Genomic DNA, 26,189 nt, shown 5'->3' with positions numbered 1-26,189 from the left:
CCTGATCACCCGGCGGGTAGCAGGGTCGGATCCGCCATGATCCGGCGGACCGTCGTCAGCGCCGCGCCCAGCAACGGTCCGCGCCGGCCCAGGACGGAGGGGCGCAGGGCCTCCAGGGCCCAGGGGCGGACGGTGACCCGGGCGGCCAACTCGGCTCGCACGGACGGCAGCAGCCAGTCGGCGAGTTCGGCGTAGGCGCCGCCGAGGACGAGGCCGTCCGGGTCGATGAGGTCGACGGCAGAGGTGAGGGCGAGGCCGAGGGCGCGGCCCGCACGGTCGAGGGCCGCCAGGGTGGGCGCGTGTCCGTCGGCTGCCCGCTCTGCCAGCAGGGCGACCGGGTCGCCCTGGCCCTCCTTGGCCAGACCGGCCTCGCGCAGCACGGCCGCCTCGCCCGCGTACTGCTCAAGGCAACCGCGGGCGCCGCAGGCGCAGCCGGGGCCGTCCGGGTGGACGGGGATGTGGCCGAGTTCGCCGGCGAAGCCGCGGGCACCCCGGAACAGTCGCCCGTCGATGACCAGGGCGGCACCGATGCCGGCCTCGGCGGAGACGTGCACGAAGGTCTCCACGGGGTTTCCGGCGTTCCAGTACTCGGCCAGCGCCCCGAGGTTGGCCTCGTTCTCCGGCTCGGGCACGGTGTCCGGGTCGGGCCAGTGCTCGGTGAGCCGGACGCCGTGCCAGCCGAGGTTGGGCGCGCGCTCGACCAGTCCGGGGAGTTCGTTCGGCACCACGCCGGGCACGGCCAGGACGCGGCCCCCGACGCGCAACCCGAGGGCGGCGGCCTCGTCCTCCGCCTCGGCGGCCAGCGCGGCGAGTTCCGCCAGTACTTTCCCGGCGGGCCGGCCCGCGTTGGCCCGTTCCACCCGGCGCCACACCCGCGGCTCGCCGCGCAGGTCCGCCACGCACGCGCCGAGGTGGGTGACGCCGATCTCCAGGCCGAGGCCCGCCGGGCCTTCGCCGCTCACGGCCAGCGCTCGCCCGGGTCGGCCGACCCGCCCGCTGGCGGTGGCCGCCGCCTCGGTCACGGCTCCGCGGCCGATCAGCTCGTCGACCAGCGAGGAGACGGCCGCCCTGGTCAGACCGACGCGCCCGGAGACGTCCGCGCGGGAGAGCGGGCTGTGCGCGGCGACCGCGGCGAGGACGACCGCCAGGTTCTGCCGCCGCATGTCCTGTAGCGACGCGGGCCCGTGCTCCGCGCTCCTGCTCGCCGTCTTGCCGGCCACTGTCACGCGCCGCCCTCCTGCCTACCGGTCCTCGACCGGGGCACCCTGCAAGGCCCCGGCCCGACGCAGGGTATCGCTGATCCGCGTCAGCGCGTCCTCGTCCTTCTTCACGGGCTCCAGCACCGGGCCGTGGGCCGTCCGCCAGCGGCGGGCCACCGCGTCGGCCGGCTCACCCGTGAGCAGTGTGGCGGCCTGGGCGGCGGCGCCGAGCGCGACCAGTTCCTGCGCGTCGGGCACCTGGACGGCCCGGCCGGAGAGCCGCAGCACGGTCCGCTGCCAGGCCCGGCCGCGGGCGCCGCCGCCGATCAGCAGCAGCGGCTCCTCGCCCGCCGGGTCCGCGCCGCCCGCACCCAGCACGCCGTCCAGGGCGGCGAGCAGGGCGTGGGCGGCCCCGTCGTAGGCGGCCTGCAGGAGCTGCCCCGGAGTGGTGTCATGGCGCAGCCCGTGGACCAGGCCGGAGGCGCCCGGGAGGTCCGGTGTGCGCTCGCCGTCCAGATAGGGCAGGACGACGGCGGTGCCACCCTCCTCGACCTCGTCCCGGCCGCGTCCGAGGAGAACGGCGAAGCGGTCGACGGCGAGGGTGCAGTTGAGCGTGCAGGCCAGCGGCAGCCAGCCGCCGAGCGCGTCGGCGAAGCCCGCGACGGTGCCGGTCGGGTCGGCGGGCCTGGTGCGGCCGACGGCGTAGACGGTGCCGGAGGTGCCGAGGCTGAGCACCGGCTGCCCGGGGAGCAGGCCGAGTCCGAGGGCCGCGGCCATGTTGTCGCCGGTGCCGGTGGCCACCAGTGCGCCTTCGCGCAGCGGCGTCCCGGGGCGGACGACGCCGGCCCGCGTGCCCGGTGGCAGGACCTCGGGCAGCAGGCCCGGGTCGAGGCCGATGCGGGCGAGGATGTCCGTGTCGTAGCCGTCCGGCCCCCACCAGCCGGTTCCCGAGGCGTCGCCGCGGTCGGTGACCGCCTCGCCGGTCAGCCGCTCGGTCAGGAAGTCGTGGGGGAGGCGGACGGCCGCGACCCGGTCGGCGGCGGCGGGTTCGTCGGCGCGCAGCCAGGCCCATTTGGCGGCGGTGAAGGCGGCGGTGGGGACGCTGCCGGTGCGGCGGGCGAGTTCCGCCGCACCGATCGCGGCCGACAGCCCGGCGGCCTGGGGCGCGGAGCGGACGTCGTTCCAGAGCAGCGCCGGGCGGACCGGCGCCCCGCTCGCGTCGAGGGTGACCAGGCCGTGCTGCTGGCCGGCGATCGAGACCGCGGCCGCGCGGTCCGCCCAGCCCGTTGCCGCCGCGGCCGCGCCGAGCGCCTGCCACCACTGGTCGGGGTCGCTCTCGCGGCCGGCGCCCGTGCTGACGGTGTGCGGGGCGCGGCCCTGGCCCAGGACGGTGCCGGTGTCGATGTCGACGGCGAGGGCCTTGGTGGACTGGGTCGAGCTGTCGAAGCCGATCACGACACGCTGCTCAGCCATGCGTTCCTCCGGTGCGAGGGGTTCCTTCTGACGTTCCGGCATACTAATTTGTTGAGAGTCCTGACAAACACCCCCTGGCACTGATCCGGAGCCGCTCCATGTCCAGCGACCCGCTCGCCCCCACCCCGGCGCACAAGTTCACCTTCGGCCTGTGGACCGTCGGCTGGCAGGGGCGCGACCCCTTCGGCGACGCGACCCGCCCCGCCCTCGACCCGGTCGAGACCGTGCAGCGCCTGGCCGAACTCGGCGCCCACGGCGTCACCTTCCACGACGACGACCTGATCCCCTTCGGATCGGACGGCGCCACCCGCGAGCAGACCGTCAAGCGCTTCCGCGCCGCGCTGGACGCCGCCGGGCTGAAGGTCCCGATGGCGACCACCAACCTGTTCACCCACCCGGTCTTCAAGGACGGCGCCTTCACCGCCAACGACCGCGACGTCCGCCGCTACGCGCTGCGCAAGACCATCCGCAACATCGACCTGGCCGTCGAACTCGGTGCCTCGGTCTACGTCGCCTGGGGCGGTCGCGAGGGCGCCGAGTCCGGCGCGGCCAAGGACGTGCGCACCGCGCTCGACCGGCTCAAGGAGGCCTTCGACCTGCTCGGCGAGTACGTCGAGCAGCAGGGCTACGACCTGCGCTTCGCGATCGAGCCCAAGCCCAACGAGCCGCGCGGCGACATCCTGCTGCCCACCGTCGGCCACGCCCTGGCGTTCATCAACCAGCTGGAGCGCCCCGAGCGGGTCGGCCTCAACCCGGAGGTCGGCCACGAGCAGATGGCCGGGCTCAACTTCCCCCACGGCATCGCCCAGGCCCTGTGGCACGACAAGCTGTTCCACATCGACCTCAACGGCCAGTCCGGCATCAAGTACGACCAGGACCTGCGCTTCGGCGCGGGCGACCTCCGGCAGGCCTTCTGGCTGGTCGACCTGCTGGAGTCGGCCGGCTACGACGGCCCCCGGCACTTCGACTTCAAGCCGCCGCGCACCGAGGACTTCGACGGCGTCTGGGCCTCGGCGGCCGGCTGCATGCGCAACTACCTGCTGCTGGCAGAGCGTTCCCGCGCCTTCCGGGCCGACCCGGAGGTCCAGGCCGCGCTCACCGCCTCCCGACTGCCCGAACTCGCCCTCCCCACGGCCGAGGACGGCCTGACCGGGCTGCTGGCGGACCGCTCCGCCTTCGAGGAGTTCGACGTGGACGCCGCCGCCCAGCGCGGCATGGCCTTCGAGCAGCTGGACCAGCTCGCCCTCGAACACCTCCTCGGCGCCCGCTGATCAGTGCCGGGCTCCGGCCGGGTCGTGCAGGCCGTACGACCCGGCTCGCTCCGTCGCGGTCGAGTGGACGCGTTACCGGTACGGCCGTCGTCACGGGATGATCGCCGCCCTTGGCGGATTGCGGCGCCGGGCCCCCGGTTGAGCGCCGTTCCCGAGTAGCGTGTCGGTCATGCTGATCGACTCGTCGGGCACGCGGCCGGACCCGTGCTCCCGCCGACGAACCGCCGGCCCGGCGCGAGGGGCACCAGCAGTGCCGGGAGCGTGTGCCGGCGCGACCGCCCGGCAGAGCCAGGAGGTGAAGCAGGCTGTGGTCAACCCGATCGTCCACATCGCCCGTCTACACGGATCACGCAGGGAGCGCTAACGGGATGACGAACCACTACGTCGAGGACTACTCCCCGGGCCGCGGAGCCATGGCGCCCCGCGCCTGGTACGCCTCATCGAGCGCCCAGAGCCTGTCACTGAACGGCAGTTGGCTGCTGCGGGTCTCGCCGACGGCCGATGCCCAGGACGAGTCCTTCGCCGAGCCCGGATTCGACGCCGCCGACTGGGCGGAGGTGACCGTCCCGGGGCACTGGGTCCTTCAAGGCGACGGCGCCTTCGGCCGGCCCGCGTACACCAACCACCAGTACCCCTTCCCGGTCGACCCGCCGCGCGTGCCGACGGAGAACCCGACCGGCGACCACCTGCACCGCTTCGACCTGCCCGAGGACTGGCCGGTCGACGGCGGCGCGGTGCTGCGCTTCGAGGGTGTCGAGTCCTGCGCCCGCGTCTGGCTCAACGGCACCCGGCTCGGCGAGTTCAAGGGCTCCCGCCTGCCGCACGAGTTCGCCATCGGTCACCTGCTCAAGCGAAGCGGCAACGTGCTCGCCGTACGCGTCCACCAGTGGTCGGCGGGCTCCTACCTGGAGGACCAGGACCAGTGGTGGCTACCCGGCATCTTCCGCGATGTCACCCTGCGACACCGCCCCGAAGGCTGCGCGGGCGACTTCTTCGTGCACGCCTCCTTCGACCACCGCACGGGTGAGGGCACCCTCCTCGTCGAATCCGACATCGACGGGCGAGTGTCCGTGCCGGCCCTGGGCATCGACGTCGCGACGGGAGCCACGGTCACCGTGCCGGTGCGGCCGTGGTCCGCCGAGGTGCCGACGCTGTACGACGGCGAGCTGGTCACCGCCGGCGAGCGCGTGCCCCTGCGGATCGGCTTCCGCACCGTGGAGCTGGCCGACGGCCTGATCAAGGTCAACGGCACGGCGGTGCTCTTCAAGGGCGTCAACCGCCACGAGTGGCACCCCGAGACCGGGCGTGCCCTCGACCCGGAGACCATGCGCCGAGACGTCCTGCTGATGAAGCAGCACAACATCAACGCCGTCCGCACCTCGCACTACCCGCCCCACCCGGCCTTCCTCGACCTGTGCGACGAGTACGGCCTGTGGGTCATCGACGAGTGCGACCTGGAGACCCACGGCTTCACCGAACAGAACTGGCGCGACAACCCCGTCGACGACGACCGCTGGACCCCCGCTCTGCTCGACCGCGCCGCCCGCATGGTCGAACGCGACAAGAACCACCCCTCGGTCGTCATCTGGTCGCTGGGCAACGAGGCCGGCACCGGACGGGGCCTGACCGCGATGGCCGAATGGATCCACCACCGCGACCCTTCCCGCCTCGTGCACTACGAGGGCGACTGGAACAGCCGCGACACCGACATGTACTCACGGATGTACGCCGACCACGCCGAGGTCGAGCGGATCGGCCGGGAACTGGACGGCGGCACCCACAAACGCCGCCGACTCCCTTTCATCCTCTGCGAGTACGGCCACGCCATGGGCAACGGCCCCGGCGGACTCGCCGACTACCAGCGGCTGTTCGAGACCTACGACCGGCTGCAGGGCGGATTCGTCTGGGAGTGGATCGACCACGGCATCACCCACCCCGAGCTCGGCTATGCCTACGGCGGCGACTTCGGCGAGGAACTGCACGACGGCAATTTCGTCTGCGACGGCCTGATCTTCCCCGACCGGAAGCCTTCCCCCGGTCTGCTGGAGTACAAGAAGGTCATCGAGCCCGTCCGCATCCACGGCGACGGCACCAACGGCACCGTAACGGTCACCAACGGCTACGACTTCGCCGACCTCGCCGCGCTGGCCTTCGAGTGGTCGTACCAGGTGGACGGCGAAACGGTCGAGACCGGCCCACTGTTCGTGCCGGAGCTCGCGCCCGCCGAATCGGCGGAGTTGAAGCTGCCGCCGCAGCCCGCCGGCCAGCAAGCCGGTGAGACGCAGTGGACGGTCCGGGCGGTGCTGGCGGCCGACGCCGCGTGGGCGCCCAAGGGCCACGAGGTCGCGTGGGGCCAGTTCCCGGTGACCGCACGGCCGCGGACGGTCCTGCGCCCGACCTTCGGACCCCTCGCCGACGACGGCGCGATCACCCTCGGCCCGGCCCGCTTCGACCCCCGTACCGGTGCGCTCAAGGCCATCGGCACCGTCGAGGTCAGCGGCCCGCGGCTGGACGTGTGGCGGGCGCCCACCGACAACGACGAGGGCACCGAATGGCTGACCGGCACTCGAACCGCCACGCTGTGGCGCGACTTCGGTCTGCACCGCATGCGGCACCGGCTGGACGCGGTGGAACTCGGCGAGAACACGCTGACCGTACGGACCCGAGTGGCCCCGGCCGCCCGGGAGTTCGGCCTCGACACGGGCTACCGCTGGACCAGCGACGGTGACCGTCTGCGGCTGACCGTTTCGGTGCGGCCCGACGGCGAATGGCCCGTGCCGCTGCCCCGCCTCGGCGTGCGGCTCGCGCTCGCCGAGGCGGACGAGGTGCGCTGGTTCGGCGCCGGCCCCGACGAGGGGTACCCGGACACCAAAGCCGCCGCCAGACTCGGCCGCTACGAGTCCACGGTCGACGGGCTGCAGACGCCCTACCTGCGCCCGCAGGAGAACGGCGCACGGGCCGACGTCCGCTGGGCCGAGATCGGCGGCCTGCGCATCGAGGGCGACCCGGCCTTCTACTTCACCGCCCGCCGCTGGACCACCGAGCAGCTGGACGCGGCGGCCCACCTCACCGACCTCACGCCTGGCGACGCCGTGTGGGTCAACCTCGACCACGCCCTGCACGGCATCGGCACCGCCTCCTGCGGGCCCGGCCCGCTGCCCCAGTACCGGCTACGGGCGGAAGGGGCCCGATTCTCCTTCGTCTTCTCACAGCTCCGCTGACGGACGCGGAGTCAGCCGAGCCGGTCCGCGACGTCGGACCCTTCCCGCACGAAGACCGGCAGGCGCTCCAGCGGGGCGTCCGCGTCGAGCGTCCTTCCCCCCTCCACCGCGCGTCCGGTGACCGGGTCGACCCAGCGGGCGCCGGACGGCAGGTACACCCGGCGGGCCCGGGCGCCCGCCTCGTACACGGGTGCCACCAGCACGTCGGGGCCGAGCAGGAACTGGTCGTCCACGTCCCACGCGCGTTCGTCCTCGGGGAAGTCGAAGAACAGCGGGCGCATCGGCGGCGCGCCGGTACGGTGGGCTTCCTCGGACAGCCTCCGCAGGTACGGCCGCAGGCGCTCGCGCAGCGACAGGTGGTCGCGCAGGATGCCGTACGCCTCCTCCCCGTACGACCAGACCTCGTTCGGCCCGCCGGTCATGTCCGCGGAGAAGGTGGGGTGATTGGGCTGCCGGTCACCGTGCAGCCGCATGACGGGGCTGAAGGTGCCGTACTGGAACCACCGGATCAGCAGCTCGCGGTACGCGGGGTCGTCCGGGTCGCCGCCGAAGAAGCCGCCGATGTCGGTGTTCCACCAGGGGATGCCGCTCATCGCGACGTTCAGCCCCGCCCTGATCTGGCGCCCGAGGGAGTCGAAGGTGGTGGGGATGTCGCCGGACCACAGCAGGGCCCCGTGACGCTGGCTGCCCGCCCACGCGGAGCGGACCAGCGACAACGGCCGGTCCTCGCCCGCCGCGCGCAGCCCGTCGGCCACCCCTCGGGTGTGCTCCAGCGGGTAGAGGTTCGCCGCCTCCGCCGCCGGCCCGGCCGCGTAGACGGCGCGCTCGGCGACGCCCCGGGGCACGTCGGGCTCGCAGGCGTCCAGCCAGAAGCACGCCACGCCCAGCGAACGGTAGTTGTCGTTCAGCCGCTGCCACAGCGCGGCCCGGGCTCCGGGGTGGGTGGCGTCGTAGTACGCCATCGGGCGGATCAGCGCGTCCCCGCTGTACCGGGACGGCCACGGGAAGGTGAGCAGGCCGCCGCCCGCATCCCGTACGAGGTGCCCGGCCGAGCGCAACCCGTCGTACGTGTCACTTCCGGGCTCGACGGTGGGCCACACCGAGACGGCGAGCTTCACCCCGAGGTCCGACAGCTCCTTGACCATGGCGGCGGGATCGGGCCACTCGCTCTCCTCGAAACGCCAGTCGCCCATCCTCGGCCAGTGGAAGAAGTCGCAGACGATGACGGACAGCGGCAGTCCACGCTCCTTGTACTCCCGTGCCACCGCCAGGAGTTCGTCCTGGGTGCGGTAGCGCAGCCTTGACTGCCAGAAGCCGGAGGCCCACTCGGGGAGCAGGGGCGGGCGTCCGGTGGCCCGGGTGTAGGAGTCCAGGATCTGGGCCGGGGTGTCGCCGGCGGTGATCCAGTAGTCGATGCGCCCGCCGCCGTCGGCGGTCCACCGGGTGGTGTCGGCGCCCAGTTCGACGCGGCCGGTGGCGGGGTTGTTCCACAGCAGCCCGTAGCCGCGCGAGGAGTGCAGGAAGGGGATGGCCGCCACGGTGTTGGCCTGGACGAGGTCGATCACACAGCCCTTCTGGTCCAGGCGCCCGTGCAGGTGCTGCCCCAGGCCGTGCAGCCGTTCCCCGTCGTAGGCCTCGAAGGACTGTTCCGTCCGGCCGCCCGCCGCGTGGACGCGGGAGCCGGCGTGGTGGGCGTACGGGCTGCGCTCGGCGAGGAGTTCACGGCCCGATGCGGCGTGGCGGAAGCTCAGCTGGCCGTCCGCCGAGGCCTCGACGGCGATACGACCGTTGACCAGGCGGGCACAGCCGTCGTCCGAGACGGACAGTTCGGCGTGCGGGCAGGGCGAGGGGTTCTCCAGCGCGCCGGGGGCGGTGGGGTCGATGGTCCCGGCCGAGGCGCGCACCCGGACGGCGTCCGGCCCCCAGGGTTCGATGCGGAGGATCTCTGCGGCGGTGTGCCGCTCCAGACCGCCCGCGCGGATGCTGTAGGACACGAAAGGCTCCTCTGTTCTTCTCAAGTGACGGGTGTGTGCGGGCGGATGCCCGAGTGGGCGGGGCCCCGCACGCCCATGCGGTGGCGTGCGGGGCCCCGTGTAGCGGGCCGGCCTCAGGCCGGGTAGGCCAGCTCGGCCTCAAGAGTGCCCGCCGGGCTGACGTGCAGGGCGCCGTCCGGGCCGCCGATGCGCAGCTGCCAGGGGTGCGGGCTGTCGGTGGTCACCCGGAGGCGGTCGCCGGTGCGGCGCAGCTGGAAGCGGGCGGTCTCCCCGGGGCCGTCGGTGCGCGGGAGGACGACGGTGCGCTCGGCGCCGTCGGCGAAGGCGTGGACGCGCAGTTCCACGCCCTCCGCCCAGGCGGAGACCGGGCGCTGGTCGTCCGCGCCGAGCGGGATGACGGAGTCGGGGCGGGCGAGCAGCGGCAGGGTGTGGAAGCCGTGCTGTTCACGCACCCAGCGCGGGCCGGTCACCTGATCGCCGGTCAGGATGTTGGTCCACGTCCCCTCGGGCACGTAGTACTCGACCGTGCCGTCCTCGGTGAAGACCGGGGCGACGAGCAGGTCGTCGCCGAGCAGGTACTGCCGGTCGAGTGCGGCGGCGGCCGGGTCGTCCGGGAACTCCAGCACCATGGCGCGCATCACCGGCAGGCCGGTGGCGTGCGCCTGCTGGGCCGCGCGCTGGAGGTAGGGCGCCAGGCGGTGCTTGAGCAGGGTGAACTCGCGGGTGACCTCGACGGCCTCCTCTCCGAACTCCCACGGCACCCGGTAGGACTTGCTGCCGTGCAGCCGGCTGTGCGAGGAGAGCAGGCCGAACTGCGTCCAGCGCTTGAAGACGGCGGGGGTGGGGGTGCCCTCGAAGCCGCCGATGTCGTGGCTCCAGAAGCCGAAGCCGGACAGCCCCAGGGACAGGCCCCCGCGCAGCGACTCCGCCATGGCGTTGAAGTGCGATTCGCAGTCGCCGCCCCAGTGCACCGGGTACTGCTGGCCGCCCACGGTGGCGGACCGGGCGAACAGCAGCGCCTCCCCCTCCCCGCGCTCCTCGCGGAGCAGCTCGAACACCGCCTGGTTGTAGAGCTGGGTGTAGTAGTTGTGCATCCGCTCCGGGTCGGAGCCGTCGTGCCAGACCACGTCGGTGGGGATGCGCTCGCCGAAGTCGGTCTTGAAGCAGTCCACGCCGACGTCGAGCAGGGTGCGCAGCTTGCCGGTGTACCAGTCGCGGGCGGCGGGGTTGGTGAAGTCCACCAGGGCCATGCCGGGCTGCCACAGGTCCCACTGCCAGACGCTGCCGTCCGGGCGTCGGACCAGGTAGCCCCTGCGCATGCCCTCGGCGAACAGCTCCGACTTCTGCGCGACGTACGGGTTGATCCAGGCGGAGATGCGCAGGCCCTGCCGCTTGAGCCGGGCCAGCATGCCGGCCGGGTCCGGGAAGGTGTCCGGGTCCCACACGAAGTCGCACCACTGGTACTCGCGCATCCAGAAGCAGTCGAGGTGGAACACGCTCAGCGGGATGCCGCGTTCGGCCATGCCGCCGACGAAGCGGTTGACGGTCGCCTCGTCGTAGTCGGTGGTGAAGGAGGTGGTCAGCCACAGGCCGAGCGCCCAGGCCGGGGGCAGCGCGGGCCGGCCGGTGAGGGCGGTGTAGCGCTCCAGGATCTGCTTGGGGGTGGGGCCGTGGACGACGAAGTACTCCAGCGACTGGTCCTCGACGCTGAACTGCACCTGGCCGACGGACTCGGAGCCGATCTCGTAGCTGACTCTGCCGGGGTGGTTGACGAGGACGCCGTAGCCGCGGTTGGTCAGGTGGAACGGGACGTTCTTGTACGCCTGTTCGCTGCTGGTGCCGCCGTCCGCCTGCCAGATGTCCACCACCTGTCCGTTGCGGACGAACGGGGTGAATCGCTCCCCCAGGCCGTAGACCAGCTCGCCGACGCCCAGCGCGAGTTGTCCGAGCATGTGGTGGCGGCCGTCGGCGTCGGTGACGAAGCCGGTGCCGCGCTCACCCACCGTGGTCAGTACCCGGCCGCCGGCGGTGAACTCCAGCTGCCACGGCTTGGAGGTGTCCACCCGCAGCGTCAGTTCGCCGGCGCAGAGTTCCACCACGTCGCCGTCCCGGCGCACCTTCCCGCTGCCCTGCTCGGCGCCGGGCAGCGCGAACTCCGGCCCGCGCCGCACCGAGCCGGCGTGGTGGGTGGCGCGCACCCCGATCACGCCCTCGGCCGGGGACCAGCACTCGACGGTCAGCAGTGGGCTGTTGAGGGTGTCACCACGGCCGCGCACGTGTCTGACGGGCGCGTAGAGGGTCATCCGGTCCTCGCCGGTGCGGACGTCGGCGACCTCGGTGGCGTAGCGCGCGGTGACGCCCGGGCGCATCAGCCAGTAGCCGTCGGTGAACTTCATCGGGCAGATTCCTCCGTCCGCGCACGGTGCGCGGTGATCAGGCCCCGGTACCAGTGGTAGCTGTCCTTGGGGGTTCGGGTCAGGGTGTCGTAGTCGACGCGGACCAGGCCGAAGCGCTGCTCGTAGCCGCGGGCCCACTCGAAGTTGTCCAGCAGGGACCAGACGTAGTAGCCGCGCACGTCGACACCGGCCGCGATGGCGTCGGCGACGGCGCCGAGGTGGCCGGCCAGGTAGTCGATCCGTTCCTCGTCGTGCACCAGGCCGTCGGGGGTGAGGCTGTCGGCCTCGGCGGAGCCGTTCTCGGTGATCCAGACCGGCGGGAGCCGCGGATAGCGGGCGTCGAGGTCGCAGAGCAGTTCGGTGAACGCGGACGGGACGACGGGCCAGCCCATGGTGGTGAGCCGGGTGCCGTACGGGATCGGCTCGGCCACGCCGATGTCCATGGCGGTGCGCAGCTCGGGGTCGTCCGCGCGGTGCGGGGCGGCCTCGACGGTGATCGGCCGGTAGAAGTTGATGCCGACGAAATCCATTGGCGTGCCGATGAGTTGGAGGTCTCCCGGCCGGCGCCAGGGGCCGTCGGCCAGGCCCTCCCAGGTCTCGGCCTCGTGCTCGGGGTAGCGTCCGGCGAACAGCGGGTCGGTCCACACCTCGTTGTGCAGCACCTCGGCCCGGCGCAGGGCGGCGAGGTCCTCGGGCCGGTCGGAGGCGGCGTGCAGGCGGTCGAGGTTGAGCGTGATGCCGACCTCGCGGGCGCCGGCGGCGCGCAGTTCCCGGACGGCGAGGCCGTGGCCGACCAGCAGGTGGTGGGCGGCCGCCAGGGCGCCACGGCCCTCCCGGGCGCCGGGCGCGTGCCGGCCCTCGGCGTAGCCGACGAAGGCGGAGCAGAAGGGCTCGTTCAAGGTGATCCAGCGCTCGACCCGGTCCCCGTAGCGGTCGGCGGCGACGTTCGCGTACTCGGCGAAGGCCTCGGCCGTCTGGCGCACCCGCCAGCCGCCTCGGTCCTCCAGGGCCTGCGGCAGGTCCCAGTGGTAGAGGGTGGCCGCGGGCGCGATCCCGGCGGCCAGCAGTTCGTCGATCAGCCGGTCGTAGAAGTCGAGGCCCTTCGCGTTGACCACACCGGTCCCCTGCGGCAGCAGTCGCGACCAGGAGATCGAGAACCGGTAGCCGTCGACGCCGAGCCCGCGGAGCAGGGCGACGTCCTCGCGGTAGCGGTGGTAGTGGTCGCAGGCGGTGTCGCCGGTGGCTCCGCCGTGGGTGCGGCCCGGGGTGTGGCTGTAGGTGTCCCAGATGGACGGGCCGCGGCCGTCCTCGTCGTGGGCGCCCTCGATCTGGTAGGCGGCGGTGGCGGCGCCTAACCGGAAGCCGGGGGGCAGGTCCGGGTATGCCGAACTGTTCATGCGGCGCACCTCATGTCTCTCGTGATCGGGCACGGTGGTCACAGCTCCGGCGCCAGCCCGCGGTCGCGCAGCCAGGACAGCTGGACGGGCGGGTTGGAACCGCAGCCGCCGGCGTGGTCGGCGAAGGGCCAGACGGTCATGGTGCGGTCCTCGCCCGCGTAGTGGTTGAAGGCGGCGTAGACCGTCCGCGGCGGGCAGACCGGGTCCATCAGGCCGACGCTGAACAGGGCCGGCGCGGTGGCCCGCTGGGCGAAGTTGACGCCGTCGAAGTAGTCGAGGGTGGCGAAGGCCGGCTGCACGCGGTGCCGGCTGTGCCAGCGCAGGTAGTTGACGAGCTCCTGGTACGGCCCGTCCAGGGCGAGCTGCACGGCCTCGCGGTAGTGGCACAGGAACGGGACGTCGGGCATCACCGCGGCCACCCGGTCCCCGGTGAGCCCGGCGACGGCGAGGGCCAGGCCGCCGCCCTGGCTGCCGCCGGCCACGACGATCCGGTTGGCGTCGAGACCGGGCAGTTCCGCGACGGCGTCCACGGCGCGCACGCAGTCGGTCATCAGCCGCCGGTAGTAGTAGTTCTCCGGGGAGTCGATGCCGAGGGTCATGAAGCCCCCGACCCACTGGGTGCCGTCGCCCATGGTCCGGTCCGGGGTGTCGTGGCCCTGTCCCCGGCTGTCCACGACGAGCTGGGCGTAGCCGGCGGCGGACCAGAGGAGGTGCTCGGTGGGCAGCCCTCGGCCGCCGGAGTAGCCGATGTAGGTGACGACGACCGGCAGCGGGCCCGCCACGCCGCGCGGGCGCAGCAGCCAGGCGGCCACCGGCTCGCCGTTCCAGCCGGGGAACCGTACGTCGTCGACCTCGACGGTGCGCAGGCCGTACTGCGCGGTGACGCGTTCGGCCTTGACCACCCCGCCGTGCGAGCGGGCCTCGGCGAGGGTGCGCTGCCAGAACTCGTCGAAGTCGTGCGGGATGGTCGACTCGGGCTGGTAGTCGCCGAGTTCGTCGACTCCGAAGTCGGTGAACGGCATGGGCGCTTCCTCCGGGTGTCGCGAGTTCGAGGTCAGGTGGTGGGGCGCGAGCACTGACATGCGGGCCGCCTCCGGGCGGCGGGTGACTGCGGGGTCGGAACGGATGCGGCGGGCTCGATCGCCCGGCCGGAGAACCGGGCAGGGAGGGGTGGCGGCCCGCCCCCCATGGGCGGGCCGCCGGTCTGTGGGGCGGGCGGCCTCAGCCGGCCGCGCCGAAACGGAAGGCGGAGAGCCGGAAGTCGCCGTGCAGGGTCAGGCTCAGGTCGTGCACGCCGTGGAGCGGGGTGGGGAGCTCCACGGTGGTGCTGGTCCAGGCGTAGCGGTCGCCGGTCACGGGGACGTCGATATCGGCCAACACCCGTCCGCCCGCCCGGACTTCGAGCCGCGCCCCGCCAGTGCCGACGCCCTCACGGGCGGTCTCGACCTCGATCGCGCGGGCGCCGGAGAGGTCGACCTCGCGGAAGAGGAGCGTCGCGGGCTGCCCCGGGTCGGTGGGCGTGACGGCGTCGCCGTCGGTGCGGGTGGCGTCGACGATGGTGGCGTCCTCGTAGTCGTCGAAGTCGACGGCCAGGATCCGCCGTTCGACGCCCGCCCGGGGTGCGGCGGGCGCCCCGGTCACGGTGAGCGGCGCGGTGAGCACGGGGTGGTCGGCGCTGCGGGCGACGATCACCTCGTAACCGCCGGGGTCGACGGCGAAGCCGCCGGTGGCGACGGACCAGTGGGCGAGCTGCTCGGCCGACAGCCGGAAGGCCAGTTCGCGGCTCTCCCCCGGCTCCAGCCGGACCTTGCGGAAGTCGGCCAGGCGCAGCCGGGGTGCCTCGTAACGGGCTTCCAGGGCGCGGACGTAGATCTGGAGCACCTCGCTGCCGGGCCGCGCTCCGGTGTTCTCCAGGGTCACGGTGAGTTCGGCCGAGCCGTCCTGGCCGATCGACGGCCGGGACAGCCGCAGGTCGCGGTAGGCGAAGTCGGTGTAGGAGAGCCCGTGGCCGAAGGAGTAGAGCGGGGCGGAGCGGTGGTACTGGTAGGTCCAGCCGGCCTTGATGATGTCGTAGTCGAGCGGGGCGGGCAGCGGGTCGTCGCCCCGGTACCAGGTCTGCGGCAGGCGGCCGGCCGGCTCGGCCCCGCCGAGCAGCACGGCGGCCAGCGCGTGTCCTGTTTCCTGCCCGCCGTGGGAGGTCCACACCACGGCGGGCAGGTGTTCGTCGGCCCAGTCGAGGGCGTACGGGTAACTGCTCATCACGACCAGGGCGGTGTCCGGGCGGACGGCCGCGACGGCGCGCAGCAGTTCCTCCTGGCCCTCGGGCAGGTCGATGTCCGCGCGGTCCTCGGTCTCGCGGCCGTTGATCAACGGGTGGTTGCCGAGGACGACGACGGCGACGTCCGCCGACGCGGCGGCCGCCCGGGCCTCGGCGGCGCCGTCGCGGACCAGCTCGCGCTGCCAGTGCTCGGCGTCCTCCGCGGTCTCGGCGGTGACGGCCACCCGGCCGTCGGTCGGGTCCACGGCGGCGTAGCGTCCGGTGAACACGGAGCGCAGCAGCACGCTGTCCGGGCCGGCCGGTTCGAGCCGGAAGGTCTCCTTGACGAACCAGCTCTTGATCACGTCCCGGTCGGCGGCCAGGGCGTCGTCGTCCTGGAGGCTGAGGTAGCGGCCGGTGTCGGCCTCGCGCAGGGTGGAGGCGCCACCGCCCCAGTCGGTCACGTCGAAGGCGGACTTGCCGAGCAGTTCGCCGGTGGTCCGCGAGCGCAGGGTGATCCGGTCGGAGCCCTCCACGTGGACGATCTCGCCGCCGTGGGCTTCGAGGGCCGCGGCCAGGCCGGTGGCGATGGTCACCTGGTACGGCAGGGTGCCGCTGTACCAGTCCTCGAAGAGGCTGTCGGCGAGCGGGCCGATGACGGCGATCCGCGGCGTGCGGGCCGGGTCGAGCGGCAGCAGGCCGTCGTTCTTGAGCAGCACGGTGGACTCGGTCGCGGCCTTGCGGGCCAGGGCGCGGTGCTCGGGGCTGTCGACCACCTCGGGGCCGGTGCCCGCGTACGGGTCCAGTTCGGGGTCGAACTCGCCCAGACGGAAGCGCACTTCGAGCTGTCGGCGGACAGCGCGGTCCACGTCGGCCTCGTCGATCAGGCCGCGTTCCAGCGCCTCGCGCAGCCGGCCGACCGGGGTCCCGCTGTCCTCGCCGTGGTCGGTGAAGTTGTCGATGCCGGCCTTGAGCGCGGCCGCGTGGGACTCGGCGTGGTCGTCGAAGTAGTGCTCCGGGTCGACCAGGTTGGAGGGGGCCTCGGCGTCACTGACCACGAACAGCTCGTGGCCGGTCGGCTTCGCCCAGCGGCGCAGCTCCGCCTCGATCAGCGGACTGACGTGGCAGGGGCGGCCGTTGACCAGGTTGTAGGCGGCCATCGCGCCGGTCGCGGCGCCGGAGGCGACGACGGGGCGGAAGGCGGCCAGGTCGTACTCCTGGAGCACGCGCGGGCGCAGTCCGGAGGAGGTGGTGCAGCGGTCGTCCTCGTTGTTGTAGGCGAGGAAGTGCTTGAGCACGGGGGCGGTCCGAAGGTAGGTCGGGTGGTCGCCGGTGAGGCCGTGGCAGAAGGCCTCGCCGACCCGCGCGGTGTGCACCGGGTCCTCGGAGTAGCCCTCCTCGTTGCGTCCCCAGCGCGGGTCGCGCAGCAGGTTGAGCACGGGGGCCCAGGCCTGGAGGGAGTTGGGTCCGCGCTCCTCGGTGGTGCCGACCGCCGGCGGGCGGTGGTAGTGGAAGGCCCGCAGCTCGGTCGAGACCGCCTCGGCGACCTCGCGCACCAGGTCCTCGTCCCAGCTGGCGCCGAGGCCCACGGCCTGCGGGAAGACGGTCGCCTCGCCGAGCCAGGAGACGCCGTGCAGGCCCTCGCTGCCGGTGCGGAAGGGGGCGACGCCCAGGCGCGGGACGGCCGGCGCGTACTGGTGCAGCATCGCGAGCCGTTCGTCGAGCGTGAGCCGGTGGAGCAGGTCGTCGACACGCTTGCGCAGCGGCAGCGTGGGGTTGCGGAAGTCGGGCAGGCCGGCTGTGGACGCGGGCACGGAACTCACGTGGGAACACCCCTCGGACGGGCTGGACTCGGTGGTCGTTCGTCGAAGCGCTTCGACGCTGGCACGCTCCGACAGGGCTGTCAACTCCCCAGGACACAAACGATTTTGCATTTGTTCAGACTCTTGCTCAACCGGTAACGCGTCGTTAGTCTCGCCGAAACATCCAAGCGCTTCGACGCTTCGGTGCTTCGACCGCGCTTCGACGGAGAGGGGCCGCGCCACCATGAGATCCGGGATGAACCGCAGGAGCTTTCTGAGTACCGCCGCCACGGTCGCGGGAGCCGCCGCGATGGCACCGCTGCTGTCCGCCTGCGGCGGCGGCTCGGCCAAGAAGGCCGGTGCGAACACCAAGGAGGGCCTGAAGGCGGCCCTGCCCGCCTACGTGCCGAACGCCAACGCGGTCAAGCCGGACATAGCCCCCGTGCAGGGCGGAGCCGACATCGCGACCGACCCCGCCTACCTCTCCTACCCGGCCTCCCCGCCCGTCACCGTCTCCGGCGTTCCGGGCAAGGGCGGCAGCTACACGGCGGTCACCCCGCTGTGGGGCACCGCCCCGCCGGTCGGCAACTCCTTCTACCAGGCGATGAACAAGGCGCTCGGGGTCGAGCTGACCATGAAGCCGGCGGACGGGATCAACTACAACACCATCGTCCCGACGATGACCGCCGCCCAGAAGCTGCCGGACTGGATCAACCTGCCCTCCTGGTGGAACTCCAACTTCAACACCGGCGGGCTGACCGGTACCCAGCTCGCGGACCTGACCCCCTACCTGTCCGGCGACAACGTCAAGAAGTACCCCAACCTGGCCGCCCTCCCCACCGGTGCCTGGCAGATGGGGGTCTGGGGTGACAAGCTCTACGGGATCCCCTGCTTCTCCAGCAGCTTCGGCATGCCCGGTGCCACCTTCTACCGCCGGGACATCCTCGAAGCCCGGGGCATCACCGCCGACCAGGTGAAGTCCGCCGACGACCTGATGAACCTCGGCAAGGAACTGACCGACGCCAAGCGGGGCGTGTGGGCCTTCGACGACGTGTGGACCTACCTCCAGTTCACCTGGAACGTCCCCATGACCTGGCGGATCGACAACGGCAAGCTGGTCCACATGTTCGAGACCCAGGAGTTCCTGGAGGCCCTCGACTGGCACTACCGTCTGGCCACCTCGGGCTACATGCACCCGGACACGCTCGCCGGTGACGTCGCCAACGGGGCCACCCGCTTCTACAGCGGAAAGACGCTCATCGGGGGCGGCGGACTCGGCGCCTGGAACCTGTCCGACCACCAGTCCGGCGTCGCCGCGGACCCGAACTACCGGCGCGGCGCTTTCAACGCCATCACCGCCGACGGCAAGGGCACACCGGTGGCCTACATGGGCGCCGCCGCCAGCATGATCAGCTACCTCAACGCCAATCTGAAGCCCGCGCAGATCGAGGAACTGCTCGCCGTCGCCAACTACCTCGCCGCCCCCTACGGCACGGCCGAGTACACCCTGGTCACCTACGGCGTCGAGGGCGTCCACCACACCCGGGTGAACGGCGTGCCGACCTTCACCGACGAGGGCAAAAAGGACGTCCAGGCGACGACCTTCCCGTTCCTGGCCGCTGCCGGCTCCGTGCTCAGCAACCCGGGCGGCGAGCAGATCACCAAGGACTACGCGTCCTGGTCCGCCGCCAACGTCCAGTACCTCACCAAACCGCCCTTCTGGGGCATGAACTTCAGCATGCCGCAGGCGCTCGCCACCGCCACGGCCGCGCCGAACGTCAACGACACCCTCAAGGACTGCTACCACGGCAAGAAGAAGGTCTCCGACGTGCAGGACGCCATCGCGAGCTGGCGGTCCGGGCCCGGGGAGCGGCTCAAGCAGTGGATGACCGACAACGTCCTCAACAAGTACGGCACCGGCCAGTGAGCACCGCGGCACCGAAGCGCCCGGCCGGCCACGCGCGGCTCGGCTGGCGGATCAGACTGCGGCGCGACAAGTCGCTCCTGCTGATGACGGTGCCCGCCGTCGTCCTGCTCCTGGTGTTCAACTACGTGCCGCTGTTCGGCATCGTCACCGCCTTCCAGGAGTACGACCCGCTGGTCGGGGTCTGGCACAGCGAATGGGTCGGCTTCGACCAGTTCCAGCAGCTGTTCGGCGACCCGGCGTTCTGGGCCGCACTGAAGAACACGCTGTACCTGAGCTTCGTCCAGCTGATCCTGTTCTTCCCGGTCCCGATCGCCCTGGCCCTGCTGCTCAACTCGGTGGTGAGCGAGCGGATCCGCAACTTCTTCCAGTCCGTCGTCTACCTGCCGCACTTCTTCTCGTGGGTGCTGGCGATCACGATCTTCCAGCAGATGCTGGGCGGCGCCGGCGTGCTCAACCAGTTCCTGCGCCAGCACGACATCGGCACCTGGGACATCATGACCAACCCGCACACCTTCGCGCTGCTGGTCACCTCCCAGGCGGTCTGGAAGGAGGCGGGCTGGGGGATCATCGTCTTCCTGGCGGCGCTGAGCGCGATCAACAGCGAGCTGTACGAGGCCGCGGCGGCGGACGGCGCGGGGCGGATGCGGCGGATGTGGCACATCACGCTGCCGGGCCTGCGCGGGGTGATCGTGCTGATGCTGGTCCTGCGCCTCGGCAACGCGCTGTCCGTCGGCTTCGAGCAGTTCCTGATCCAGCGGGACGCCGTCGGCCACGAGTCCGCGGACGTCCTGGACACCTTCTCCTTCTACTACGGCATCTCCACCGGCGGCTACAGCTACGGCGCGGCGGCCGGGCTCTTCAAGAGCGTGGTCTCCCTGCTGCTCATCTGGGGTGCCAACCGGCTGGCGCACGCCTTCGGCGAGGACGGGCTGTATCGCAAATGACCAACGCACTCACCATCGGTTCCCGCCGCGAGAAGCGCCGCACGGCGGCGGCCACCCGCCGCCGGGCCGGCTCCGCCCGCCCGCCCTGGGAGGAGCCGCCCACGGCCGTCGGCCAGGCAGCCAAGGGACTCACGCTCGGCGGAACGCTCGCCGTCATCCTGGTCCCGCTCTGGATCATCGTCCTGACCAGCTTCTCCACCCCCGGCGCGATCAACCGGGCCGGCGGCCTGGTGCTCTGGCCGGACGGCCTGTCCACCGAGACGTACCGCCAGATGCTCAGCGACCCGACGGTCGTCACCGCGCTGTGGGTGAGCCTGGGCATCACCCTGGTCGGTACCGCGCTGTCCATGGCCGTCTCCATCCTGTGCGCCTACGGCCTCTCCCGGCCGCGCTCCCTCGGGCACCGCTTCGTCCTGCTGCTGCTGATCGTCACGATGTTCATCAGCGGCGGCCTCATCCCGAGTTTCCTGGTCGTCACCGGCCTCGGCGGCTACGGCCAGTACTGGGCGCTGATCCTGCCGAGCGCGGTCTCCGTCTTCAACATCCTGGTGCTGCGCGCCTTCTACCAGGAGACCTCCTCCGAACTGATCGACGCCGCCCGGATGGACGGCGCCGGGGACTGGCGGATCCTGTGGTCCGTCGTGCTGCCCACCTCACGCGCCGTCACCGCCGTCACCGCTCTGTTCTACGCCGTCGGGTACTGGAACTCCTTCTTCAACGTCATGCTCTACCTGCCGACGGACAGTCAGAAGTGGCCCCTGCAGTACGTGTTGCTCACCTACGTCAACCGGGCGAACGGCCTGCCCGGCTCCGTCAACTCGGGCTTCGGGGAGACCCACGCGCAGACCGCGCCGCTGTCGCTGCAGATGGCGGTCGTGGTCCTCACCCTGGTACCACTGGTGATCGTGTACCCGTTCGTGCAGAAGCACCTGCGTACCGGTGTCCTCACCGGCGCGATCAAGGGCTGAGCCGTCCGCACCGGGCCCGACGGGCCCCACGGACCGGGAGCGGTCCCCCGCGGACGTCCCCGTCGCACGACCGGGACCGCTCCCCACCGGAACCGACACGAAGGAAGCACAGCGATGGTGACACTCGCCGATGTGGCCAGGCACGCCGGCGTCTCGTCCAGCACGGTCAGCTACGCCCTCAGCGGCAAGCGGCCGATCTCCGACGAGACCAGGACCCGCATCGAGCAGGCCATCACGGACCTCGGCTACCACCCCCACGCGGGTGCCCGGGCGCTGGCCGGCAAGCGCTCCCACATCATCGCCCTGGTGGTACCGCTCCACCCCGAAGTGCACGTGCCCACCATGATGGAGATCGCCATAGCCGTCACCGTGGCGGCCCGCGAACACGGCTACGACGTCCTGCTGCTCACCAACGACGAAGGGCCCGAAGGCGTCCGCCGGGTCGCCGCCACCGGACTCGCCGACGGCGTCATCCTGATGGACGTCCGGCTGGACGACGACCGCATCCCGGTCCTGCGCGCCGAGGAGATCCCGGCCGCACTCATCGGCCTGCCCGACGACCCCGCCGGACTCTCCTGCGTCGACCACGACTTCGCCACCGCGGGCGCCCTGTGCGCCGACCACCTGGCCGACCTCGGCCACCACGACATCGCCTTCATCGGCTACAGCAGCGGCGTCTACCGGCGGCACGCCGGCTACGCCGAACGCACCCTCAACGGCTTCCGCGCCCGCGCCGAGCGGCGCGACCTGCGCTTCCTCCACCGGCCCTGCGAGGGCACCTACGAGAGCACCGCCGGCACCCTGGCCCGCATCCTCGCGGACCGCCCCGACACCACCGGGTTCGTGGTGCAGAACGAGGCCGCGATCGGCCCGCTGCTCAGCCTGCTGCGCGCCAGCGGGCGGACCGTGCCGGAGGACGCTTCCGTCATCGCCATCTGCCCCGACCCGATGGCCGAACAGCACTCCCCCCGGCTCACCTCCGTGACCAGCGCGAAGAAGGACCTCGGGCAGGTCGCCGTCGAGCAGGTCATGGCGAGGATCGCCGCGACCGCCGCCGGCGCCGAGCCGCAGGACCAACTCCTCCTGATGCCACCGGAACTGGTGGTCCGGGAGAGCACCGCCCCGGCCCCGCGCCGCAGTTGACCCCACTCCCAGAAGGACGGTTCGCAGATGGATATCCGCCGGCTCACCGACCGCCTCGGCGGCCTCGCCTTCGGCGGGGACTACAACCCCGAGCAGTGGGACGCCGAGGTGTGGAAGCAGGACGACGAACTGATGCGCCGGGCGCGGGTCAACCTCGCCACCGTCGGTGTCTTCTCCTGGGCCCTGATGGAGCCCGAGGAGGGCCGGTACGACTTCGAATGGCTCGACGCCCACCTCGACCGCCTCCACGCGGCCGGCGTCGCCGTCGACCTGGCCACCCCCACCGCCTCCCCACCGCCCTGGTTCACCCTGGCCCACCCGGACGCCCTGCCGGTCCGCCCCGACGGCACCCGCCTGACCCACGGCAGCCGGGACACCTACTGCCTCACCGCCCCCGCCTACCGCCGGGCCGCCCGCCGCATCGCCGCCGCCCTCGCCGAACGCTACGGCGACCACCCGGCGCTCGCCCTGTGGCACGTCCACAACGAGTACGTGACCCTCTGCCTGTGCGACCACACCGCCGCCGCCTTCCGGGTCTGGCTGCGCGCCCGCCACGGCTCCCTCGACGCCCTCAACGAGGCCTGGGGCACGGCCTTCTGGAGCCAGCACTACACCTCGTGGGAACAGATCCTGCCGCCCCGCGCCACCCAGTGGCACCACAACCCCGGCCAGACGCTGGACTTCAGCCGCTTCTGGTCCGACGAGACCCTCGCCGCCTACCGCGAGCAGCGCGATGCGATCCGCGCCCACAGCGACCGCCCGGTGACCACCAACCTCATGGTGCCCGGCTACCAGAACCTCGACCTGTGGGCCTTCGGCCGTGAGGTCGACGTGGTCTCCGTCAACCACTACCCCGGCGCCCCCGGCGTCGACGCCGCCGCCCACGCCGCCTTCGACGCCGACCGGGCCCGCTCGATCGCCGGCGGCGCGCCCTGGCTGCTGATGGAACAGGGCACCAGCACCGTCTACACCGGCGGGCGCGTCCTCCCCAAGGAGCCGGAGGACATCCTGCGCCACTCGCTCGCCCACATCGCCCGTGGCTCGGAGGGCGCGCTGTTCTTCCAGTGGCGCCAGTCCCGGGCCGGCGCCGAACAGTGGCACTCGGCGATGGTCCCGCACGCCGGGCCGGACAGCCGCATCTTCCGCGAGGTCACGGCCACCGGGGAGGCCGTCGCCCGGCTCGGCGAACTCGCCGGCTCCACCGTCCGGGCCGAGGCCGCCGTCCTGCACGACTCCGACGCCTGGTGGGCGATGCTGGTCGACGGACTCCCGTCCTCCGAACTCGACTGCTACGCCGCACTGCGCCGCGCCCACCGGGCGCTCTGGGACGCCGGCCGGACGGTCGACTTCGCCCACCCCGAGCACGAGCTGAGCCGCTACCGGGTGGTCATCGCCCCGGCCCTGTTCCTGCTCACCGACGCGGGCGCCGAGAATCTGCGCCGCTACGTCGCCGACGGCGGCACCCTGCTCGTCCAGCACTTCAGCGGCATGGTCGACGAGCGCCTCCACACCCGGCTCGGCGGCTACCCGGCCGCACCGCTGCGCGAGGCGCTCGGCATCCGGGTCGAGGAGTACCGCCCGCTGCCGCAGGACGAGGAGATCGCGCTCTCCGACGGCTCGACGGCCACCTCCTGGAGCGAGTCCCTGCGCACCGAGGGCGCCGAGGCGCTCGCCGCCTACACCCACGGCATGCTCGCCGGCAGCCCTGCGCTCACCCGCCACGACTTCGGCTCCGGCCACGGCTGGTACCTCTCCACCCGCCTCGACGACCCCGGCTACGCCGCCCTGATCGGGCGGCTCCTGACGGATGCCGGGGTCGCCCCGGAGCTGCCGGGCCTGCCGCCCGGTGTCGAAGCGGTCACCCGGCACGCCCCGGACGGCCGCGGCTGGCACCTGCTGTTCAACCACCGTGCCGAGGCCGTACCGCTGCCGCAGCCGGGCCACGACCTGCTCACCGACGGGCCGCTGAGTGAGCTGCCGCCCGGGGGCTGCGCGGTCCTGCGCACGCACTGACCTCCCGCCGCGTCTCCCGACCGAGGAAGGCATCATGACCGACCCGCACGAGACGATCCGCTGGGGCCACGACGCCCTGGAGCTGGAGATCGCCCTGGGCGAGCAGGGCCCTCCCTGCCTGGTCCGCATCGGCGCGCCCGGCGAGAAGACCGGCACGCCCCGCCCCGCCGCACCGCTGCCGCTGGTGGAGGTGACGACCGCCGGCCTCGGCCGCTACTGGTCGGGCCGCCACCTCGTCAACTCCGTCCTCGGCGGGCGGCTGCGCCACCGCTCCCACCGGGCGACCCGGGACGGTGACTGGCACGTGCTCACCGTCGAACTCCACGAGCCGGAGACCGGTCTGACCGCCGAGGCGGTCTACCGGTCGATGGACGGCCTGCCGGTGCTGCGCAGCGAGGTGCTGCTGCGCAACGACGGGCCGCGGACGCTGCACCTGGAGTCGGTCGGCTCGCTCGTGGCGGGCTGCCTCACCGGGGGCGACCCGGCGGCCCTGGACGACGCCGAGGTGCTGTGGGCGGAGAACGACTGGTTCGCCGAGTGCCGGTGGCAGCGCCGCCCGCTGCGGGTGTCCTCGCCCGAGCGGGGCGGCCGCTTCCCCACCACCGCCGGCCGCAGCACCCAGGTCCTGGCCGGGCAGGGCGTGTGGTCCAGCTGCGGCCACCTACCGATGGGCGGTCTGACGGACCGTGAGTCCGGCCGCACCTGGGTGTGGCAGATCGAACACAACGGCGGCGGCTGGCGCTGGGAGTGCGGCGTGCGCGACGACACCGCGTACGCGGCGCTGTACGGCCCCGACGACGCCGACCACGGCTGGCGGCACCCGCTGGAGCCGGGCGCCGAGTTCCGCACCGTGCCGGTGGCGCTCGCATTCGCCCCGGACGGCGGCCCGGACGGTGCCTTCGCCGCCCTCACCCGCTACCGCAGGGCCACCCGCCGGCCGCACCCCGACCACCGCCGGCTACCGGTCATCTTCAACGACTACATGAACTGCCTGATGGGCGACCCGACCACGGCCAAGCTGCTGCCGCTGGTCGACGCGGCCGCCGAAGCCGGCGCGGAGTACTTCGTCATCGACGCCGGCTGGTACGACGACGGCGACAACTGGTGGAGTTCCGTCGGGGCCTGGGAGCCGTCGGCCTCGCGCTTCCCCGGGCCGAAGGGGATCCACGAAGTCCTGGACCGCATCCGGGAGCGGGGCATGGTCCCCGGCCTGTGGCTGGAGCCGGAGGCGGTCGGGGTGAACAGTCCGGTCGCCGGGTCCCTGCCCGAGGAGGCGTTCTTCCGCCGCGACGGCCGGCGGGTGGAGGAGGGCGGCGGCCGGTACCACCTGGACCTGCGCCACCCGGCGGCCCGCGCCCACCTGGACGGTGTGGTGGACCGCCTGGTCGGTGAGTGGGGCGTCGGCTACCTCAAGCTCGACCACAACACCGACCCGGGCTCCGGCACCAGCAGTCACCCGGGAGAGGCTCCGGCGGCCGGCCTGCTCGGCCACAACCGGGCCCAACTCGACTGGCTGGACGGCATCCTGGACCGGTACCCGGACCTGGTGATCGAGAACTGCGCGTCCGGCGGCATGCGGATGGACCACGCCCTGCTCTCCCGGCTCCAGCTGCAGTCCACCAGCGACCAGCAGGACCTGCTGCGCTACCCGCCCATCGCGGCGGCGGCCCCCACCGCCGTCACGCCCGAACAGGGCGCCGTCTGGGCGTACCCGCTGCCCGGTGACTCCCCCGACGAAGTCGCCCTCACCATGGCCAACGCGCTCCTCGGCCGCATCCACCTCTCCGGCCGGCTCACCGAACTCTCCCCGGAGGCCCGGGACTTGGTCCACGAGGCGGTGGCCGTCCACAAGTCGATCCGCGCCGACCTGCCACAGGCGCTGCCCTCCTGGCCGCTCGGGCTCCCGGGTTGGGAGGACCCGTGGATCGCCCTGGCGCTGCACACCCCGGCCACCACCTACGTCACGGCCTGGCGGCGCTCCGGCGAGGAGGCCGTCCGGGATCTCGACCTGCCCCACCTGGCCGGTGCCGGTGTCCGCGTCGAGATGCTCTACCCGGCTGCCGGCCAGGCCTGCGCCGCCTGGCACCCGGACACCGCCGAACTCACCCTGACCCTGCCGGCGGCTCCGTCCGCCGTCCTGCTCCGCCTCACCAGGACCGCTCCCGAAGGGAGTTGACCATGCGC

The 26,189-nt window shown here is 72.7% G+C and carries 15 protein-coding genes; 8 read left to right on the top strand and 7 right to left on the bottom strand.

Translation table 11 applies throughout. The features are described from left to right. Positions 1-5 precede the first annotated feature (5 nt). On the bottom strand, positions 6-1,163 hold the full coding sequence (locus ACIG5E_RS33030; RefSeq protein ID WP_396539805.1) for an ROK family protein: 1,158 nt from the start codon (positions 1,161-1,163) through the stop codon (positions 6-8). A 78-nt stretch (positions 1,164-1,241) separates the two neighbouring features. Next, positions 1,242-2,672, bottom strand: a complete 1,431-nt coding sequence (gene xylB / locus ACIG5E_RS33025; RefSeq protein ID WP_396539795.1) for a xylulokinase — start codon at positions 2,670-2,672, stop codon at positions 1,242-1,244. A 98-nt stretch (positions 2,673-2,770) separates the two neighbouring features. Between xylB and xylA the strand changes: the two genes are divergently transcribed. Together xylA and ACIG5E_RS33015 are read left to right on the top strand one after the other, a co-directional pair. Further along, positions 2,771-3,943, top strand: a complete 1,173-nt coding sequence (gene xylA / locus ACIG5E_RS33020) for a xylose isomerase (RefSeq protein ID WP_396539793.1) — start codon at positions 2,771-2,773, stop codon at positions 3,941-3,943. A gap of 368 nt (positions 3,944-4,311) precedes the next feature. Continuing rightward, entirely contained in the window at positions 4,312-7,164 is a 2,853-nt protein-coding gene (locus ACIG5E_RS33015) for a glycoside hydrolase family 2 TIM barrel-domain containing protein (protein ID WP_396539791.1), read from the top strand. An 11-nt stretch (positions 7,165-7,175) separates the two neighbouring features. Here the strand turns inward: ACIG5E_RS33015 and ACIG5E_RS33010 are convergent, their stop codons facing one another. The 5 genes from ACIG5E_RS33010 to ACIG5E_RS32990 all read right to left on the bottom strand — a co-directional run bounded on the left by ACIG5E_RS33010 (position 7,176) and on the right by ACIG5E_RS32990 (position 17,022). After that, positions 7,176-9,158: a TIM-barrel domain-containing protein gene (locus ACIG5E_RS33010; RefSeq protein WP_396539789.1), complete on the bottom strand. Its 1,983-nt coding sequence runs from the start codon at positions 9,156-9,158 to the stop codon at positions 7,176-7,178. Between the two features lie 113 nt (positions 9,159-9,271). Beyond that, positions 9,272-11,554, bottom strand: coding sequence for an alpha-xylosidase (gene yicI, locus ACIG5E_RS33005; RefSeq protein ID WP_396539786.1), 2,283 nt, complete (start codon positions 11,552-11,554; stop codon positions 9,272-9,274). Beyond that, on the bottom strand, positions 11,551-12,951 hold the full coding sequence (locus tag ACIG5E_RS33000; protein ID WP_396539784.1) for a GH1 family beta-glucosidase: 1,401 nt from the start codon (positions 12,949-12,951) through the stop codon (positions 11,551-11,553). The genes yicI and ACIG5E_RS33000 overlap by 4 nt, the downstream gene beginning before the upstream one ends. Before the next feature lie 38 nt (positions 12,952-12,989). Beyond that, positions 12,990-13,973 carry an acetylxylan esterase gene (locus tag ACIG5E_RS32995; protein WP_396539782.1) on the bottom strand — a complete coding sequence of 328 codons (984 nt, stop codon included), beginning with the start codon at positions 13,971-13,973 and terminating at the stop codon, positions 12,990-12,992. 199 nt (positions 13,974-14,172) lie between these two features. Next, positions 14,173-17,022, bottom strand: a complete 2,850-nt coding sequence (locus ACIG5E_RS32990) for a glycoside hydrolase family 3 C-terminal domain-containing protein (protein ID WP_396539803.1) — start codon at positions 17,020-17,022, stop codon at positions 14,173-14,175. 244 nt (positions 17,023-17,266) lie between these two features. Between ACIG5E_RS32990 and ACIG5E_RS32985 the strand changes: the two genes are divergently transcribed. The 6 genes from ACIG5E_RS32985 (at position 17,267) to ACIG5E_RS32960 (ending at position 26,181) form a co-directional block, all read left to right on the top strand. Continuing rightward, positions 17,267-18,937, top strand: a complete 1,671-nt coding sequence (locus tag ACIG5E_RS32985; protein ID WP_396539780.1) for an ABC transporter substrate-binding protein — start codon at positions 17,267-17,269, stop codon at positions 18,935-18,937. Continuing rightward, positions 18,934-19,881, top strand: a complete 948-nt coding sequence (locus ACIG5E_RS32980; RefSeq protein ID WP_396539778.1) for an ABC transporter permease — start codon at positions 18,934-18,936, stop codon at positions 19,879-19,881. Before ACIG5E_RS32985 ends, ACIG5E_RS32980 begins: the two co-directional genes overlap by 4 nt. Beyond that, a complete protein-coding gene (locus ACIG5E_RS32975) occupies positions 19,878-20,849 on the top strand; it encodes a carbohydrate ABC transporter permease (protein WP_396539776.1) in 972 nt (323 codons plus the stop codon). The genes ACIG5E_RS32980 and ACIG5E_RS32975 overlap by 4 nt, the downstream gene beginning before the upstream one ends. Before the next feature lie 114 nt (positions 20,850-20,963). Further along, entirely contained in the window at positions 20,964-21,992 is a 1,029-nt protein-coding gene (locus ACIG5E_RS32970; RefSeq protein WP_396539774.1) for a LacI family DNA-binding transcriptional regulator, read from the top strand. Between the two features lie 27 nt (positions 21,993-22,019). After that, entirely contained in the window at positions 22,020-24,005 is a 1,986-nt protein-coding gene (locus ACIG5E_RS32965; protein ID WP_396539772.1) for a beta-galactosidase, read from the top strand. Between the two features lie 34 nt (positions 24,006-24,039). Continuing rightward, the gene (locus ACIG5E_RS32960; protein ID WP_396539770.1) at positions 24,040-26,181 is read left to right on the top strand and encodes a glycoside hydrolase family 36 protein; all 2,142 of its coding nucleotides are present in this window, start codon (positions 24,040-24,042) and stop codon (positions 26,179-26,181) included. The last annotated feature ends 8 nt before the right edge of the window (positions 26,182-26,189 follow it).

Source organism: Kitasatospora sp. NPDC053057 (assembly GCF_044546945.1).
GTDB lineage: Bacteria > Actinomycetota > Actinomycetes > Streptomycetales > Streptomycetaceae > Kitasatospora.
This window is presented reverse-complemented; position numbering and strand designations above follow the sequence as displayed.